Here is a 16,548-nt window from a genome sequence, read left to right on the forward strand (position 1 = left end):
ATGGCACGTAAACAACGTTTTCGTGAAGAAGAAGAAGCAGCGGTTGATATGACGCCAATGCTTGACATCGTATTTATCATGCTTATTTTCTTTATCGTAACTACATCGTTCGTTAAAGAGGCTGGTATCGAGGTCAATAAACCTAAAGCGGCTCAAGCTACTAAGCAAAAAAATGCTAACATTTTTATTGCTATTCGTAGTAACGGCGAGATCTGGATTGATAAACAGCAGGTTGATGTTGAACGTATTTCAGCAAAAATCGAAAGTTTATTAGCAGAACAACCTACTGAAGTTGTAATTTTGCAAGCTGATAAAGAAGCAAAACACGGCGTAGTGGTTAAAGTTATGGACCAGATTAAAGCGACGGGTGATAACCTGAGAATTTCAATAGCTGGAGATCAGTAATGATTCGTTTTCTGTTTTCACTGATTGCAGGTGGGGCAGTTACTTTCGGCTTGTTCTACTTCATGGCATTCCTCATCTCTGGTGGGGCTGACCGTAATACGGAACAAAAAGAGCAGATCATAGTCGAAATAATGACGAATCCGCCTGAATCTAAGGTGCAGGAGAGGAAGCGTGTACCGCCTCCTCCTCCGCCACCGCCAAAGCAGCCGCCTAAACCGCAGCCGCCACAGCCGGAAAATAATAATCCAAATCCTGGTGCTATGTCATTTAATATGGGAAGCATTGATGTTGGTAGTTCGGCAGGTGGACTAAGTGGTCCTGGTGCATTTGGACGAGATGGTGATGCGACACCTATCGTTCGTATAGAACCAAAATATCCAACGCAAGCAGCACGTGATGGTAAAGAAGGTTGGGTTCAACTTTCATTCACAATTGATGAGCTAGGTGGAGTAACTGACGTTGAAGTAATTGACGCAGATCCGAAACGTATCTTTGACCGTGAAGCTAAACGTGCACTGCGTAAGTGGAAGTACCGTCCTAAGATCATTGACGGAAAACCACAGAAACAACCAGGTTTACAAGTTCAATTAGACTTTAAACTTAACCAAGGCAATTAAGGAGGCGAGTAATGAGAAATTTTTCTAAAGTAACTGCTCTTGCAATTCTTATGTCTGTGTCGGGTGCTACTTTAAGTGCATCTGTTTTAGCAGCGCCGGATTACGCAAAGATTGAAGAGCGTAAAAAAGCAAAAACTAAAATCATGGGCGAGCGTACTGGTAAAAAAGTAATTAAAGCATTTGATTTGTACAACGAAGAAAAAGTTGATGAAGCAATTGTTTTGCTTAGAGAAATCGAGCCTTCGAATGACTTTGATAAAGCGACCGTAAATCGTTACTTAGGTAGCATGTACGCTCAAAAAGAAAAGTATGACGAAGCGATCAAGTACTCTAAGCAAGCCGTTGCACCTGATGTTTTAAACTTTGCTGATCAAGAACAAACTCTTAAGTTGTTAGGTGACTTATACGCTGGTACAGAAAAGTTCCAAGAAGCTAAAAAAGCATATGTAGCTTGGATGGACTTTACCGGTGAAGAGGACCCTACGGTTTATACACGTATTGCTCAAGCTAACTATCAGTTAGAGCAATACCGTGATGTTTTTGAACCAGCAGATAAGGCAATAAAACTTCAAAAAGAGCCTAACAAAGGCCCTTACCAATTAAAACTTGGCGCATACTTTGAGCTTAAAGATTATGCAAACATGGTTAAAATTGGCGAAGAAATTGTTCGTGTATGGCCTGATGATAAAAAAGCTTGGGTTAGCTTAGGTAAGTATTACCTACAAACTGAAGATTATTCTAAAGGTTTAGCAACTATGGAAGTTGCATACAAGAATGGTTACTTTGAAAATGAAGTTGAGTATAAAGTCTTATCTAACTTTTACTCTCTAAATGAGATCCCTTATAAAGCAGCTGTAACGCTAGAAAAGGCCATTAAGAGTGAAAAAGTAAAACGTACAAAGCAGAATGTTAGCGCGATTGCGAGTAATTACCATCGTTCTAAAGATTTAGAAAAAGCTGCTAAGTACTACGAAGATGCTGCTAAATTTGATGACGACGCTGAGCTTTACCGCAAAGCAGGTTCATTACTTTTACAATCTGAAAAATTCAGTGCTGCTATTGTTCGCTTGAACAAAGCATTAGAGCTTGGCTCTGACAAAAAAGGCACAATTTATTCAGATTTAGCTGAAGCGTATTACTACCAAGGTAAGTATAAGCAAGCATATGCTGCAATTACTAAAGCTATGGATGACCCTCGCACACGTAAGTTTGCAAAAGGTTGGTCTACATATATTAAAGATAAAGCCGCTCGCAACGGTGTTAAAATTTAATTTTAATTAGCTTAAGCAACTTATAAAAAGCCCCTCTGGGGCTTTTTTTATTGGAACTACTATGTATAAAAAGCTCTTTTTATCATCACTACTGTGCCTATTTTTAGCTGCATGTTCAAAGCAGCCTCAACCTTATGAGTCGTTTGAGGACGCACAAGTCGCTTTAAAAGCTTTAAACATGGCGCTTGTACAAACAGGTGCTACTAAAGGCAATAACATTGAAAAAGATCAATTGGTTTTCTCTGATGCTTACTTAACAAAACGCCATACTATTTATCAGAGCCTAATGGGTATGGAGCTTAATCTAAATCAAATTGCGCAAGTAAACTATTTGGTAATTGCAGAGCGTTTCCCTGAACGCTACTTTAATTGGCCAGCCCAAGTAAATGTTTTAGAAAACATGCTCGCTTTTGAAGGCTCAAAAAACACACCGGATAATGTTATTACTTGGCTCAAGTTAACCCAAGATACCCTAGACAGTGCTCAACAAAGCAATTTAAAGCTGAACAAGGTTGAACTTACATTGTTACAAAGCTATGTATTAAGTGCGATAGCAAGTAACCATGTTCAACCAGCGCTTAAAAGCCATATAAGAGCTTTTAGCGATTATTTAGCTAGTTATAAGCCAAGAGGAAGTGTGGGTCTAAGAGGTCTGCCAAATGGCACTCAGTGGTATCAGAGCAAACTTAATTACTTTAGTGGCGAAGTACATTCACCGTTAGAATGGGTTACTCTTTTAAACGAAAAAATAAAAGTATTAGATCGTGTTGCATTCGACAGTAAGCTGCCAACTTCTCACCAAAAATCGTTTTTAGTTCAGTATTTATCTGATGAAAAATTAATAGAAGGCTTAGATTGGCAGGCTAACTATCAAGACTTACCTGCAATGGCGAGCGCTATGGATATGTCTAATAAAGATAAAACATTGATGCTTGCGATGATGGAATCAGATATAGGTATTCACTACCATGCGTGGACTTTGCCTCAAGCAAAGGTAAACCTTATAAAGCGCCTACAAATGAGTCCAGAAGAGGCCCAGTACTTGGTTGAAGATATAATTCTCTACCCAGGGCAATCATTTAGCTTTATACAACACATTATATAATGATTTGAAAGTGCGCTTATTGTGCGCACTTTGTACACCGTTGAGTTGCGGGGTCTAGTTCAAGTGACTTAGCTGATATTTTTTCTTCACAATCACAGCAGTAGCCATACTGGCCAATTTCTATTTGACTTAGTGCGGCTTCTAGTTTGGTCATGCGACTGATTAAAAGTGCATACTCAGGGCCTAACTTCTCTGCTGCGCAGTCTAACCATTCATTATTTGCTGTATCAGCTAAAATTTGTATTAAATGGTGATGTGCAGGGTAAGCTGATTTAGAAAGCATGGTTAATATATTTAATTTAACTTGTGCTATTTCATCGTTAAGTCTTTTTTGATGATGCATTATCAGTACAACCTTATTAAATGGGCTTTACGTTATACTGATATTATCTAGAGTCTTTAAGTTAGTCGTTATGATTTGAATCAAGTTGAGGTGCTTTGGCATATTTATTTAATACGCTCGCCACATCTTCTTTACTTTTTAAACGTCTGATTTCGTCAAACAAATCGATAGCTTGCGGGTACTGGCGTTTTAGATAACCAAGCCATTGTTTAGTACGTGAAGCAAAGTATTTTTCATCCTTCGCGGGGTCTTGATGAATAGCTGAGTGAATTAAGTGATAAATAATATGCTCCCACTCAAGGCTATCATATTGCTCATTATTTACATGAGCTTTAATTTTTTTTGCTAAATCAGGGTGCGAAAGGGCGCCACGACCAAGCATTAAATCAGTGCACCCACTTCGTTTTTGACAAAGCATTGCGTCCTCTACTTGCCAAATTTCACCATTGGCAACAACGGCAATATTCTTACCTTTTATTATTGGTGGAATTTTTTCCCAATAAGCTGGCGGGTTATAACCATCTCGTTTGGTTCTGGCGTGAATAGCTACACTATTTGCACCTGCACTTACCACAGCATCAACAATTTCTTGGCTGTTACTGTCATCATCAAAGCCTAAGCGAATTTTTGCACTTACTTCATGTTCATCATCTACAGCATCTCGGACTGCTTTAATAATCGTATACATATGGTCAGGGTCTTTAAGCAGTACAGCCCCCCCTCGGCTACGATTAACTGTTTTTGCTGGGCAACCAAAATTTAGGTCGACCCCATGGGACCCTAATGCGATTGCTCTTATTGCATTTTCGGCTAACGGATTTGCTTCTTGACCGAGTAATTGAACACGCACAGGAGTACCTGCTCGTGTAAATCCATTATTATGTAGTTCAGGGCAAAATCGATGAAAAACTTTGTCAGGTAAGCATGTTTCAACCACTCTTACAAACTCTGTGACGCACAAATCGAACCCACCAATGTCTGTGAGTAATTGGCGCATTTTAAAATCAACGACACCTTCCATAGGCGCTAAAACAAGTTTCATAAAGAGATTAATTTTGATAAAAAACTGGAGGCATAGTTTACCTGTAAATCACACATTGATAAATCTGTAATTACCGCCCATATTTGATGTATAAATTGCAAAAGTAAATATTATGAAAATAAATGAAAGTTTTTATTTTTGTACGGGTCTACTTAAGCATACAAGCAATTTAAAAATACATTTTTATTGCTGAGATTTACAATCCTTGATTAAAGAGAGTCATAAAATGAATACAGTTAAAAAAAATACAATCGCGTTAACTTTAGGTGCAGTAGTAGTTGGCTCTGCAAGTTTTGTATCTGCAGATGTACAAGCTAACCCATTTGAGTTTCAACAACTAGTAACAGGTTACCAATTAGATGCTGCAGAAGGTAAGTGCGGTGAAGGCAAATGTGGCGGTGACGCAAAAGATAAAAAAGAAGGTAAATGCGGCGAAGGCAAATGTGGTGGCGACGCAAAAGATAAAAAAGAAGGCAAATGCGGCGAAGGCAAATGTGGCGGCGATGCAAAAGGTAAAAAAGAAGGTAAATGCGGCGAAGGCAAATGTGGTGGCGACGCAAAAGATAAAAAAGAAGGTAAATGCGGCGAAGGTAAGTGTGGCGGCGATGCAAAAGACGCAAAAGCTAAAACAGAAGGCAAATGTGGTGAAGGTAAATGTGGCGGCGACGCTAAAAAAACTAAAAAAGAAGGTAAGTGCGGCGAAGGTAAATGTGGTGGCCGTTAATATCTTATTCTAAATAAGTTATGCTAAAAGGGCCCTAAGGCCCTTTTTTGTTAAGTTAGAGGTAGTTATGATACAAACTCAAAGTAAAGATTTTGGGATGGTGGGCCTTGGCCTACGACGAGAAATGCTTGATGAGCTGCTTGAGCATGTACCTAATCAAGTAGACTTTTTAGAAGTTGCGCCAGAGAACTGGTTAAAACTGGGTGGACGCTTTAAAAAGCAATTTAAAACATTAACCGATGCTAATAATTTTGTGTGTCATGGATTATCACTGTCTATCGGTTCTCCCGAACCTCTTGATGTTGAATTTGTTAAGTCTTTAAAAGTTTTTTTTGAAGAGCACAATATAAAAATTTTTAGTGAGCACTTAAGTTACTGCTCCGGTACAGGGCATATGTATGACTTAATGCCCATTCCATTTACACAAGATGCTATAGCACATGTTGTTCCTCGTATTAAACAAGTTCAATACATACTAGAGCAGCAAATTGCGATAGAAAATGTTTCCTATTATGGCGCGCCTGGACAGCAATTATCAGAACTTGAATTTACGAATATTATTTTAGAGCAAGCTGACTGCAAACTTTTACTTGATGTGAATAACATTTATGTTAATTCGATAAATCATGGCTACAACGCGCAAGCATTTTTAACTGGGTTACCTTCTAATCGTATAGCCTATGGGCATGTTGCTGGCCATTATAATGAGGCTGATGACTTAATTGTTGATACACATGGCGCTGATGTGATTGATCCTGTTTGGGAGCTACTCGATAAAGCATACGAAGTGCATGGCGTATTTCCAACCTTGCTTGAGCGCGATTTTAATATTCCTACCATGAATGTTTTAACCAAAGAGTTAGATATAATTCATGATCTACAGGCTAAACACTTTGATTCAACTGTTTCAAAACAACGAGCTTAATATAAGCCTTTATCAACATTAAAAGAGTGCCTAGTTATGAGCTTTATTGAAATACAAAACGAATTTATGGCGCATATTCGCGAGCCTCAAAAAAATAAAAAGCCCAGCGGTATCGAAGACAGGCGTATGGCTATTTATCGCGACCTATTTTTTAATAACATTGAAGGTTTTATATCATCAGGTTTTCCGGTATTAAAAACGTTATATACCCAGAAGCAATGGCAAGCCCTCGTACGCCAGTTTTTTAGCGAATATGATTGTCATTCGCCGTACTTTTTAGACATAGCAGGGGAGTTTATTAATTACTTATCAAGTGATTATAAAATGAAAAAATACGATCCCGTGTTTATGCTAGAGCTTGCCCATTATGAATGGGTAGAGCTAGATGTATCCATTGCACACGAAGATGAGCAAGAGAAAAAATTACAAACAACAGCGCTCACTAGTTCAGCTTTATATTTATCGAAAACGGCAAGAAATTTAAGTTATCAATTTCCGGTTCAAAATATTAGCAATCGCTTTAAACCAAAAGAGCCATCACCTCAGCCTAATTATTTTGTTGTATATAGAGATGAAGATGATGACGTTCAATTTCTGGCTACGAATGCGATGACAGCTTTGCTATTGTCAATCATAGAGGCAAGCGAAGGCGCGACATTTGACAACGTCTGCCAACAGGTATTAGCTCATGCACCACAATTTAATGCAGAGCAAATTACTCAAGGTGCACTGGTTACTCTTAATGCTATGGTTGAACGAGGAGTAATTGTGACAAAAAATCAAGACTAAGGTCTTTATTGATGATTTTACATCGTCTATTATGGCAGCCTTATTTGCCGTGCTTAATAAAAGGTTGTACCAATGTCAGATGATAAAGACTTTAAAGATCCGTTCAACGCTACTTACTTTCTTGCTTTTTTAGCTGTATTTGCAGGGATTGGTTGTTTAAATGCAATATTAGGCTGGATCACTAGCTTAACGTAAAATGTATAGCGTGTATTAAGGCTGTTGCTAACTTCAGCCTTGAACTACTTTATTTTAATTACCCCGTCCATATTTAATACTTCTTTTATAATAACGCCAAACTCGCAATTAAAGGTTAGTTAAGGTTATAATCACCTGCTTTGTAATATAAACAATTGAGCAGTTAAAATTATGACTCAAGTAACACCAGCAATTATCAAAAACAGCATAACTACAATTGCTGATTATCCAAAAGCGGGCATTATGTTTCGCGATGTAACCACTTTAATGGCAAATCCAGAAGCCTTTAAAGCAACTATTGACGCGTTTATCGCAGAATATAAAGATCAGGGCTTTACTAAAATCATAGGCACAGAATCACGTGGTTTTATTTTTGGTGCGCCATTGTCTTACGCGTTAGGCATTCCGTTTATTCCAGTACGTAAACCAGGTAAGTTACCACGCGAAGTTATTCGCCAAGATTACTTACTTGAGTACGGTGAAGACACGCTAGAACTGCATGTAGATGCAATTGTACCAGGCGACAAAGTATTACTAGTTGATGACCTATTAGCAACTGGTGGCACAATTGAAGCCACTGCTAAGTTAGTTAATAAACTAGGTGGCGAAGCCACAGATGCAGCATTTGTTGTATCACTACCAGAACTTGGTGGCGAGCAGCGCATCAAAAAAATGGGTATTAAAATCCTAAAATTGGTTGAATTCGAAGGCGAGTAATCGATGAGTTATCAGGTTCTAGCGAGAAAATGGCGTCCTCAAACCTTTCATGAATTGGTTGGGCAGTCTCATGTTAAGCAAGCGCTTGTAAATGCGCTTACGCAAAATAGACTGCATCACGCTTATTTATTCACTGGAACCCGCGGTGTAGGTAAAACCACCATTGCACGTATTTTTGCTAAAAGCTTAAATTGCGATGAAGGTATATCTGCAAATCCGTGTGGACAATGTAGCAGCTGTTTGGATATAGAAGCAGGGCGCTACATTGACCTACTCGAAATAGATGCGGCTTCTCGTACAAAAGTAGAAGACACTCGCGAAATACTTGATAATGTTCAATATGCACCAACGCGTGGACGTTATAAAGTATACCTAATCGATGAAGTTCACATGCTTTCTAAGCACAGCTTTAACGCGCTTTTAAAAACGCTTGAAGAGCCACCAGAGCATGTGAAATTTTTACTGGCGACCACCGATCCTCAAAAATTACCAGTTACTATATTATCTCGCTGTCTACAATTTAACTTAAATGCCTTGTCGCAAAGTGAAATTAAAACACAGCTTGAACACGTACTTACTCAAGAGCAGCTTAGCTTTGATACCGATGCACTTAGCATTATTTCAAAAGCCGCTGATGGCAGTATGCGTGACGCACTTAGCTTAACCGACCAAGCTATTGCGCAAACAAATGGTGATATTAATAATCAAGCAGTACAAACAATGCTTGGTTTAATGGATACTCATTATAGCCAAAGCTTGCTTGCAGCATTACTTGCACAAGATGGCGCTGCGCTAATGGATGAGATTGCGCAGGTAGCAAGTCGTAATCCTAATTATGTGGCATTGCTTGATGATTTAATTGGACTTACGCATTTGACTCAACTAACCCAGTTAGTACCTGAAGCGGCAGGGCTAGATGAAAAAAATGTAGATTATATTGCTCATGTTGCACAACATACGAGCCCACAACAAATTCAAATTTATTATCAGTTACTGTTAAATGGTAAAAAAGATTTACAATGGGCACCAGAGCCTCGCTTAGGTTTTGAAATGATAATGCTAAGATTATTAGCATTTAAGCCTTCAGATGTGCAACAAACTGTACACACAGCAAACGAAGAGGCGGCCCCAAATAAACAAGGCCGCGCAAATGCACTGCGAGATATATTAAATAAAAATAAAACATCGCAAAGCACCGTAGTAGGCCAAAGCAGTACTCCAGTAAATAATATTAAGCCAGTTAGCAATGCAGAGCAGCCTAAAGCCGTCGAGATAGAGCCTTCAGCTAACGCTGCCGCTCAGTCATCAAATAATGAAGTTGTGCAAAGTAATAATGAGCCTGCCCAAGTTGCAGTAGAGCAACCGGTTCAACAAAGTGAAAACGCTTCAAAGCAACAGGCTTTAGCTAAAGAGCAACCACAAACCAATGTTGTTTCAGATGCTCAAGCCCAGCGACAAAGTGAGGATGAAGCTTATATGCTCCATAGTGATGCTGAACAAACGCTGGCCTCGCAATTTGACGATATAATGAGTAGCGCTGTAGATCAGGGTTTTAAACCTGCACCTACTGCAAACTCAGAGTCTTCACCAGAGCCCTTAACAAATCACAATGCAAGTACGCCAATAGCTGAACAAGAAGCGCAGGCGCAATCTGCCATTGCTCGTATTTTACGTGACAGAAACATATCCGGTGCGGGTAGGTTATCAAGCAAGAGTACAAGTACCTCTGCAGATAATGTAGCAGCGCAGCCAAACCAAGCGGCCGCTAAAAAGCCAGAACACCACCCAAGAATGCCTAAAGCTCAAAGTGTTCACCAAGATAGTACCGCTGAAAATACAAACGAGCTCAACAGCGTTTCAAGCATTGCACCTAGCGATCCCCCACCTTGGGTGAATGATAGTGCAGGTGCAAGTGAAAAAAAGCATGAGCTCCCACTAACAGGGAGCGAAAGCCAGGCACATGGTCACGCTAATACAAAACCAGCACGAAAAGTTGATTTTAAAGAAAAGCATCAAACAATTACCGAAAATCTAGCGCCAGAGCTACTTGAGCAAATAAACCCTCAAAAAGTACCTGAAGCAGCGCCCGAGGAAATTAGCATTCCCGTGCCTGATGATTTTCAAAGTCCAATTAGTGAAATTAGATTTGCACATCAACAAGATGAATGGGCTTATTTAATTAAACGTATGGGACTGGGTGGTCGTATGCGCCAATTTGCGTTGCATTCAATATTTACCAAGCAAGGCAACAGCTTACATATAGACGTTGATGAATCACAAAAGCATTTAGATACACCGATGCTTCGCCAAAGATTAGATGCCGCATTGTCGAGTATTTATGAGCATAACGTGTCGTTAAGTATTAATTTTGCTAAGGGAGTTATTGATTCTCCTTATCTTATTCAGCAAAAAATAGATGCAGGACGTCATCAACAAGCAATCGATGTGATCACATCGGATGAAAACATAGTACAATTTCAGCAAGTATTTAGCGCCGAAATTGACGAAAACAGTATTCAGGCATTGTAATTACTTACAATCGCCCTTATGTTCATGTTAATTAATGTATTAAAAGAAAGAGAGAAAGTTATGTTTAAAGGTGGAATGGGCAACATGATGAAGCAAGCGCAGCAAATGCAAGATCGCATGCAAAAAGCCCAAGACGAAATCGCAACTCTTGAAGTTGTTGGTGAAGCCGGTGCAGGTTTAGTTAAAGTAACTATGCTTGGTAACCACAATGTACGTCGTGTTCAGCTTGATGAAAGCTTGATGGAAGACGACAAAGACATGATTGAAGACTTACTTGCAGCAGCATGTAACGATGCTGTTCGCCGTGTTGCAGAAGAAACACAAGAGCGTATGGGTAAAGTAACTGGCGGTATGCAATTACCACCAGGTATGAAAATGCCGTTTTAAGTCAATAATGCAACTTTCAGATAGTTTAAATCAGCTTATAGAAGCACTGCGCTGTCAACCGGGCATTGGTCCAAAGTCAGCGCAACGTATTGCTTTTCACCTGCTTGAGCGCGACCGAAAGGGAGGCACTCAGCTGGGCAATGCACTCACTAAAGCAATGAGGGCCATAGGGCACTGTCAGTCTTGTCGTACTTTTTGCGAACAAGCTCAGTGCGATATTTGTTTAAGTACAAAACGCCAAGACAGCGGTATATTATGTGTTGTTGAATCGCCTACTGACGTACTTGCCATCGAGCAAACAGGTCAGTATTTAGGTCTATACTTTGTATTAATGGGTCACTTATCGCCAATAGACGGTATTGGTCCTAAAGAGATTGGCTTAGATGTTTTAGAGCAAAAGCTTGCTCAAGGCGATATTAATGAGGTTATTTTAGCGACTAACCCTACCGTTGAAGGCGATACTACCGCACATTATATTGCTCAGCTTTGTCAAAAATACAAAGTAGGCGCTTCACGTATTGCCCATGGTATTCCTGTGGGAGGTGAGCTTGATTTAGTAGATGGTAGAACACTTATGCATGCCTTTAGCGGCAGGCGCCTAGTTACTCAAGACTAGCTCTAAGTCACTATTTGAAAACAAATTACAAAAGCCTACATGATTAAATCATGTAGGCTTTTTCGTTTTTAAGGTAAGCTTAAAAACAATCTAATATATTTTTGGGCTATGTCTCTAATTAGTAAGGAATACAATGAAAGATAACCAACCCTATCAAAGTGCATTACTCGGTAGTAAGCGTTTTTTACCGCTTTTTATTACGCAGTTTTTCTCAGCGATAAACGATAACGTGTATAAGCAATCAGTGCTTATTCTATTAATATTTCAGGCTGCAACGCTTGCAGATGGCGCACTTTATTCAAATATTGCTGCTGGGTTATTTATTCTTCCATTCTTTTTATTTTCAGGGATGGCAGGGCAGCTTGCAGAAAAAACAGAAAAATCAAAATTGATTAGAATCGTAAAACTATGTGAAATCCCTATTATGGTTGTAGGGGCAGTTTCTATTTTAACGCAGTATGTGTGGCTAATGTTAGCCACCGTATTTTTAATGGGCGTGCAAAGTACGTTTTTTGGTCCATTAAAATATTCTATTTTACCGCAGCACGTAGCACCTAATGAATTAACAAAAGCGAATGGTTTGGTTGAATCAGGCACGTTTGTGGCCATACTAATGGGTACAATTTTTGGCACTTATTATATTACTCAATCAGTAGGGCCTACGCTTATAAGTATTGCAGTATTAGTCTTGGCCGTGATGGGTTATGTGAGCAGTCGCTTTATACCCACTAGTGAAGCAAACGAGCCTAACTTAAAATTTACCTATAATATATTTTCATCCACAAAAAACGTATTTTCAGCACTTAATTCGCAAACAGAATCGGTTGGTAAATCAGTACTTGGGATCAGTTGGTTTTGGTTAATTGGCGCCATCGTTTTAACGTCCCTACCAAATTATGTAAAACACACCATGGGCGGTGATGAACTGGTTGTAACTAGCGCACTGGTTGTGTTTTCACTAAGTATTGCGATTGGTTCGTTACTGTGTGAAAAGCTTTCTCGCTCTCGAATAGAATTAGGAATTGTGCCTTTTGGCGCTATCTTAATTACCTTGTTTTTATACTTACTGAGCCAAGAGCCAGCCATTAGCTCTTATTTACCTCAACACCCTGAGTTAATGACGCTTCAGGAGCTATTAAAAACAGGCGATATGGTGTGGCACTTTGTATGGATGGCAGGCATTGGTATTGGTTCTGGTTTTTACACTGTACCGCTGTATGCGCTTATTCAACAGCGTACTGAAGAGTCGAGTCGCTCACGAGTTATAGCGGCTAACAATGTATTAAATGCACTGTTTATGGTGGGCAGTGCTGTTTTAAGTATTGTAACGCTGTCTGTTTTTCAGTGGAGTATTTCAGAGTTGCTACTGTTACTTGCTGGGCTAAACTTACTTATCTCTGTTTATATTTATACCAAGGTACCAGAGTTCTTTTTACGATTTATTATATATATTTTAGCTATTTGTATGTACAGAGTGCGTACAAAAGGTGAAAGTAATATACCTGATGCAGGCGCTGCGGTTGTCGTGTGTAATCATGTCAGCTTTGTTGATTGGATGTTTATTTTAGCCGCATCACCAAGGCCTATCCGGTTTATGGTATTTGCCCCTATTTATTATTCACCGGCCCTACATTGGTTATTTAAAATGGCTAAGGCTATTCCCATTAACAGTGAAAAAACCAACCCAGAAGCGTTTAAAAAAGCCTTTGATGAAGTGGCTGCTGCGCTTAATAAAGGCGAACTTGTTGGTATTTTCCCTGAAGGAAAACTAACCAGTGACGGCTCAGTGGATATTTTTCGCCGTGGAATCGAGCGCATTATTGAGCGCTCACCTGTGCCCGTTATTCCTGTGCACTTAGGTGGTTTATGGGGCAGCATGTTTAGCCGTAAAGCTAAATGGCAATTACCTCGATTAAAATGGTCTTTGGTGTCGGTTGCAGTTGGTGCCCCGATTGCTGCTGATAAAGTAGTAGCAGATGATTTACGTGAAAAAGTATTGGCTTTAAAAGCGCTTCATTCAAAAGATAGTGACTAATTTAATGATTAACTTAATGGCTAACTCAACATCGCAAACACCTTCAGAACAACCCCTTATAGTTGATGATTTTTTAGCCCCTAAGTGCGACGGGTTTATTGAAATATTATATCAAGATGATGATATTTTACTGATCAATAAACCCAGTGGACTATTAAGCTTATCAGGTAAAAATCCGCTTAATTGGGACTCAGTGCATTACCGCTTAGTAAATGGTCAAAAGGGCTTAACAGCTGCATTCGCAGAGGCTAAGTTACCGCATCGGCTAGATTTTGGCACATCGGGCATTATGATTGTTGGATTAAACGCGATTGCGTCAAAGCACATTAATAAGCAATTTCAGGCACGCACTATTCAAAAGCGTTATGTAGCCATGTTAGAGGGATGCTTGGCTGTTGATGATGGGCAAATTACTGCGCCAATTGCAAAAGATAAACTACTTTTTCCGCGTGTTAAAATTTGCCAATCGACAGGTAAAACAGCGCTGAGTGAATATAAAGTACTTGAGCGGCTCAGGCAGCCGTGCAGAACCTTAGTGCAATTTACACCTATTACCGGGCGTACCCATCAATTACGAATACACAGCCAGTTTATAGGGCACCCAATTTTAGGCTGTGATTTATATAAAAGTGCGCAAAGTGAACATATGGCAGGGCGGTTACAATTACATGCCAGCGATTTATATTTTGAACATCCAACAACTGGTGAAAAGATTCATATTAATTGTCCGCATTCGTTTTAAACAAATTAATGGTTCTTTGTTTTCGTTTCACCTTTTTTAAATTTTTCCCTTGAAGTTCTAACACCTCACCCCATATTAAGTGCATAACGCAGACACTTTGCAAATTGGAGATATATAAATGACTGCAGCACAAAAAGAAACATTAGGCTTTCAAACAGAAGTAAAACAATTATTAAACTTAATGATTCATTCTCTTTATTCAAATAAAGAAATATTTTTACGTGAGCTTGTGTCAAATGCATCAGACGCAGCAGACAAGTTACGCTTTTTAGCATTATCTCAAGGTGACCTTTACCAAGGTGATGCCGATTTACGTGTTCGTATTAGTGCAGATAAAGAAGCAAATACAATTACCATTTCAGATAATGGTATTGGTATGACGCGAGATGAAATCATTAGCTCATTAGGTACTATTGCAAAGTCGGGTACTGCTGAGTTTTTCAAAAACTTAACAGGCGATCAAAGTAAAGATTCACAGTTAATTGGTCAATTTGGTGTAGGTTTTTACTCTGCATTTATTGTTGCTGATTTAGTAACTGTTCGTACACGCAAAGCCGGTGAAACAACCGCATACGAGTGGGAATCTCAAGGTGAAGGCGAATACACACTTCAAGAAATTGAAAAAGAAGGCCGTGGTACCGACATTATTTTACATCTTCGCGATGAAGAAAAAGAATTTGCTGATGACTGGCGCCTACGTAGTATCGTTACTAAATACTCTGATCACATCTCAACGCCAGTACAAATGTTTAAAGCAGAAGTGCCAGAATCTGAAGGTGAAGACGGCGAAAAAATTCCAGCAGTACCAGGTGAGTGGGAAAGCATTAACCGCGCGACTGCATTGTGGACACGCGATAAATCAGAGCTTTCTGATGATGAATACAAAGAGTTTTACAAGCATGTAAGCCATGATTGGGAAGAGCCACTTAGCTGGGCACATAATAAGGTTGAAGGTAAAACTGAATACACTAGCCTTTTATATATTCCTAAAAAAGCACCTTTCGACTTATGGAACCGTGAACGTCAAAGTGGTTTAAAACTTTACGTACAACGTGTGTTTGTAATGGATGATGCTGAGCAATTCATGCCAAGCTACCTTCGCTTTGTAAAAGGCTTACTAGATTCAAACGATTTACCACTGAACGTATCTCGTGAAATTCTACAAGACAACAAAGTAACGCAAGCTATTCGTAAAGGGTGTACATCGCGTATTATTAAAATGCTTGAGCGTATGGCTAAAAACAAAGCTGACGATTACCAAGTATTTTGGAATGAGTTTGGTCAAGTAATGAAAGAAGGCCCAGCTGAAGATGCTGCAAATAAAGAAGCTATTTGTAAGCTACTTCGTTTTTCTTCGACACACACTGATTCAGAAACACAAGATGTGTCGCTTGAGCAATATGTTGAACGCATGAACGAAGGCCAAGACAAAATTTACTACGTAGTAGCTGATACATTCACCGCTGCGAAAAACTCACCGCATTTAGAGATTTTCCGCAAAAAAGGCATTGAAGTATTACTACTAAGTGACCGTGTTGACGAGTGGATGATGAGCCACTTAACTGAATTTGCTGATAAGCAACTACAGTCGATCACACGTGGTGACTTAGATTTAGGTAAGCTTGACGACGAAGAAACTAAAAAAGCGCAAGAAGAGTCTGAAAAAGAAATGGCTGGCCTTGTTGAACGTATTAAAACAGCACTAGGTGATGACGTTAAAGAAGTGCGCTTTACGCACCGCTTAACAGATTCTCCAGCATGTGTTGTAAGCGACGACAACGACATGAGCTCACAAATGCAAAAGCTAATGGAATCTGTTGGTCAAGCAGCCCCTGAAGCAAAACCTGTGTTTGAGCTAAACCCAGATCATCAACTTGTTAAGCACTTAAATGACGAACAAGATGAAGATAAGTTTGCGCAGTGGTCACACGTTTTACTAGATCAAGCACTACTTGCAGAACGCGGTACACTTAAAGATCCAACAGGATTTGTTACTCGCTTAAATAAATTGATGCTTGAACTAAGTAAATAAGCAAATAGCTATTTACTCAGTTAATAAAGTATAAATTATGTACTTTAAATAAAAGGGAACGTGTGTTCCCTTTT

Annotated in this window: 17 protein-coding genes; 15 read left to right on the top strand and 2 right to left on the bottom strand. The window is 39.4% G+C overall.

What is annotated here, in order from left to right:
* The 4 genes from GQR53_RS02490 (at window position 1) to GQR53_RS02505 (ending at window position 3,398) form a co-directional block, all read left to right on the top strand.
* Window positions 1-405 (top strand): biopolymer transporter ExbD, encoded by a 405-nt coding sequence (locus GQR53_RS02490; protein WP_002961710.1) that lies wholly within the window; start codon window positions 1-3, stop codon window positions 403-405.
* Window positions 405-1,022: an energy transducer TonB gene (locus tag GQR53_RS02495; protein ID WP_007583869.1), complete on the top strand. Its 618-nt coding sequence runs from the start codon at window positions 405-407 to the stop codon at window positions 1,020-1,022. The genes GQR53_RS02490 and GQR53_RS02495 overlap by 1 nt, the downstream gene beginning before the upstream one ends.
* Before the next feature lie 11 nt (window positions 1,023-1,033).
* Window positions 1,034-2,293 carry a tetratricopeptide repeat protein gene (locus GQR53_RS02500; protein WP_165742765.1) on the top strand — a complete coding sequence of 420 codons (1,260 nt, stop codon included), beginning with the start codon at window positions 1,034-1,036 and terminating at the stop codon, window positions 2,291-2,293.
* A 61-nt stretch (window positions 2,294-2,354) separates the two neighbouring features.
* Window positions 2,355-3,398 (top strand): hypothetical protein, encoded by a 1,044-nt coding sequence (locus GQR53_RS02505; RefSeq protein ID WP_165742766.1) that lies wholly within the window; start codon window positions 2,355-2,357, stop codon window positions 3,396-3,398.
* A gap of 16 nt (window positions 3,399-3,414) precedes the next feature.
* On the opposite strand, the gene GQR53_RS02510 is transcribed toward GQR53_RS02505, so the two are convergent.
* Together GQR53_RS02510 and GQR53_RS02515 are read right to left on the bottom strand one after the other, a co-directional pair.
* Window positions 3,415-3,741, bottom strand: coding sequence for a hypothetical protein (locus GQR53_RS02510; protein ID WP_024603666.1), 327 nt, complete (start codon window positions 3,739-3,741; stop codon window positions 3,415-3,417).
* A gap of 61 nt (window positions 3,742-3,802) precedes the next feature.
* Entirely contained in the window at window positions 3,803-4,783 is a 981-nt protein-coding gene (locus GQR53_RS02515; RefSeq protein WP_165742767.1) for a tRNA-dihydrouridine synthase, read from the bottom strand.
* Between the two features lie 226 nt (window positions 4,784-5,009).
* Here GQR53_RS02515 and GQR53_RS02520 point away from each other — a divergent pair, with 226 nt between their 5' ends.
* From GQR53_RS02520 to htpG, 11 genes are all read left to right on the top strand, one after another.
* Window positions 5,010-5,507 carry a hypothetical protein gene (locus GQR53_RS02520; RefSeq protein WP_024596351.1) on the top strand — a complete coding sequence of 166 codons (498 nt, stop codon included), beginning with the start codon at window positions 5,010-5,012 and terminating at the stop codon, window positions 5,505-5,507.
* A gap of 67 nt (window positions 5,508-5,574) precedes the next feature.
* Window positions 5,575-6,432 (top strand): DUF692 domain-containing protein, encoded by an 858-nt coding sequence (locus tag GQR53_RS02525; RefSeq protein WP_165742768.1) that lies wholly within the window; start codon window positions 5,575-5,577, stop codon window positions 6,430-6,432.
* A 36-nt stretch (window positions 6,433-6,468) separates the two neighbouring features.
* Entirely contained in the window at window positions 6,469-7,221 is a 753-nt protein-coding gene (locus tag GQR53_RS02530) for a putative DNA-binding domain-containing protein (RefSeq protein ID WP_002962300.1), read from the top strand.
* Window positions 7,222-7,293: 72 nt separating this feature from the next.
* Window positions 7,294-7,416, top strand: coding sequence for a hypothetical protein (locus tag GQR53_RS21695; RefSeq protein ID WP_002962301.1), 123 nt, complete (start codon window positions 7,294-7,296; stop codon window positions 7,414-7,416).
* Window positions 7,417-7,587: 171 nt separating this feature from the next.
* Window positions 7,588-8,133, top strand: a complete 546-nt coding sequence (gene apt, locus GQR53_RS02535) for an adenine phosphoribosyltransferase (RefSeq protein WP_002962303.1) — start codon at window positions 7,588-7,590, stop codon at window positions 8,131-8,133.
* 3 nt (window positions 8,134-8,136) lie between these two features.
* Complete coding sequence (gene dnaX / locus GQR53_RS02540) at window positions 8,137-10,662, top strand: DNA polymerase III subunit gamma/tau (protein ID WP_165742769.1); 2,526 nt, start codon at window positions 8,137-8,139, stop codon at window positions 10,660-10,662.
* A gap of 60 nt (window positions 10,663-10,722) precedes the next feature.
* Window positions 10,723-11,049 carry a YbaB/EbfC family nucleoid-associated protein gene (locus GQR53_RS02545; protein ID WP_002962306.1) on the top strand — a complete coding sequence of 109 codons (327 nt, stop codon included), beginning with the start codon at window positions 10,723-10,725 and terminating at the stop codon, window positions 11,047-11,049.
* Between the two features lie 7 nt (window positions 11,050-11,056).
* A complete protein-coding gene (gene recR, locus GQR53_RS02550; RefSeq protein WP_165742770.1) occupies window positions 11,057-11,665 on the top strand; it encodes a recombination mediator RecR in 609 nt (202 codons plus the stop codon).
* Window positions 11,666-11,798: 133 nt separating this feature from the next.
* Window positions 11,799-13,700 (top strand): MFS transporter, encoded by a 1,902-nt coding sequence (locus tag GQR53_RS02555; protein ID WP_165742771.1) that lies wholly within the window; start codon window positions 11,799-11,801, stop codon window positions 13,698-13,700.
* Window positions 13,701-13,704: 4 nt separating this feature from the next.
* Entirely contained in the window at window positions 13,705-14,442 is a 738-nt protein-coding gene (locus GQR53_RS02560) for an RluA family pseudouridine synthase (RefSeq protein ID WP_165742772.1), read from the top strand.
* 118 nt (window positions 14,443-14,560) lie between these two features.
* Complete coding sequence (gene htpG / locus GQR53_RS02565; RefSeq protein ID WP_002962320.1) at window positions 14,561-16,474, top strand: molecular chaperone HtpG; 1,914 nt, start codon at window positions 14,561-14,563, stop codon at window positions 16,472-16,474.
* Window positions 16,475-16,548 lie beyond the last annotated feature (74 nt).

Origin of the sequence: Pseudoalteromonas sp. Z9A6 (genome assembly GCF_011378805.1) — a bacterium.
In the GTDB taxonomy this organism is placed as follows: domain Bacteria; phylum Pseudomonadota; class Gammaproteobacteria; order Enterobacterales; family Alteromonadaceae; genus Pseudoalteromonas; species Pseudoalteromonas distincta.

Excerpts from the sequence above, each read along its gene's own strand:
- GQR53_RS02490 (WP_002961710.1), top strand. The coding sequence starts at position 1 with ATGGCACGTAAACAACGTTTTCGTGAAGAAGAAGAAGCAGCGGTTGAT.
- GQR53_RS02495 (WP_007583869.1), top strand. The coding sequence starts at position 405 with ATGATTCGTTTTCTGTTTTCACTGATTGCAGGTGGGGCAGTTACTTTC.
- GQR53_RS02500 (WP_165742765.1), top strand. The coding sequence starts at position 1,034 with ATGAGAAATTTTTCTAAAGTAACTGCTCTTGCAATTCTTATGTCTGTG.
- GQR53_RS02505 (WP_165742766.1), top strand. The coding sequence starts at position 2,355 with ATGTATAAAAAGCTCTTTTTATCATCACTACTGTGCCTATTTTTAGCT.
- GQR53_RS02510 (WP_024603666.1), bottom strand. The coding sequence starts at position 3,741 with ATGCATCATCAAAAAAGACTTAACGATGAAATAGCACAAGTTAAATTA.
- GQR53_RS02515 (WP_165742767.1), bottom strand. The coding sequence starts at position 4,783 with ATGAAACTTGTTTTAGCGCCTATGGAAGGTGTCGTTGATTTTAAAATG.
- GQR53_RS02520 (WP_024596351.1), top strand. The coding sequence starts at position 5,010 with ATGAATACAGTTAAAAAAAATACAATCGCGTTAACTTTAGGTGCAGTA.
- GQR53_RS02525 (WP_165742768.1), top strand. The coding sequence starts at position 5,575 with ATGATACAAACTCAAAGTAAAGATTTTGGGATGGTGGGCCTTGGCCTA.
- GQR53_RS02530 (WP_002962300.1), top strand. The coding sequence starts at position 6,469 with ATGAGCTTTATTGAAATACAAAACGAATTTATGGCGCATATTCGCGAG.
- GQR53_RS21695 (WP_002962301.1), top strand. The coding sequence starts at position 7,294 with ATGTCAGATGATAAAGACTTTAAAGATCCGTTCAACGCTACTTACTTT.
- apt (WP_002962303.1), top strand. The coding sequence starts at position 7,588 with ATGACTCAAGTAACACCAGCAATTATCAAAAACAGCATAACTACAATT.
- dnaX (WP_165742769.1), top strand. The coding sequence starts at position 8,137 with ATGAGTTATCAGGTTCTAGCGAGAAAATGGCGTCCTCAAACCTTTCAT.
- GQR53_RS02545 (WP_002962306.1), top strand. The coding sequence starts at position 10,723 with ATGTTTAAAGGTGGAATGGGCAACATGATGAAGCAAGCGCAGCAAATG.
- recR (WP_165742770.1), top strand. The coding sequence starts at position 11,057 with ATGCAACTTTCAGATAGTTTAAATCAGCTTATAGAAGCACTGCGCTGT.
- GQR53_RS02555 (WP_165742771.1), top strand. The coding sequence starts at position 11,799 with ATGAAAGATAACCAACCCTATCAAAGTGCATTACTCGGTAGTAAGCGT.
- GQR53_RS02560 (WP_165742772.1), top strand. The coding sequence starts at position 13,705 with ATGATTAACTTAATGGCTAACTCAACATCGCAAACACCTTCAGAACAA.
- htpG (WP_002962320.1), top strand. The coding sequence starts at position 14,561 with ATGACTGCAGCACAAAAAGAAACATTAGGCTTTCAAACAGAAGTAAAA.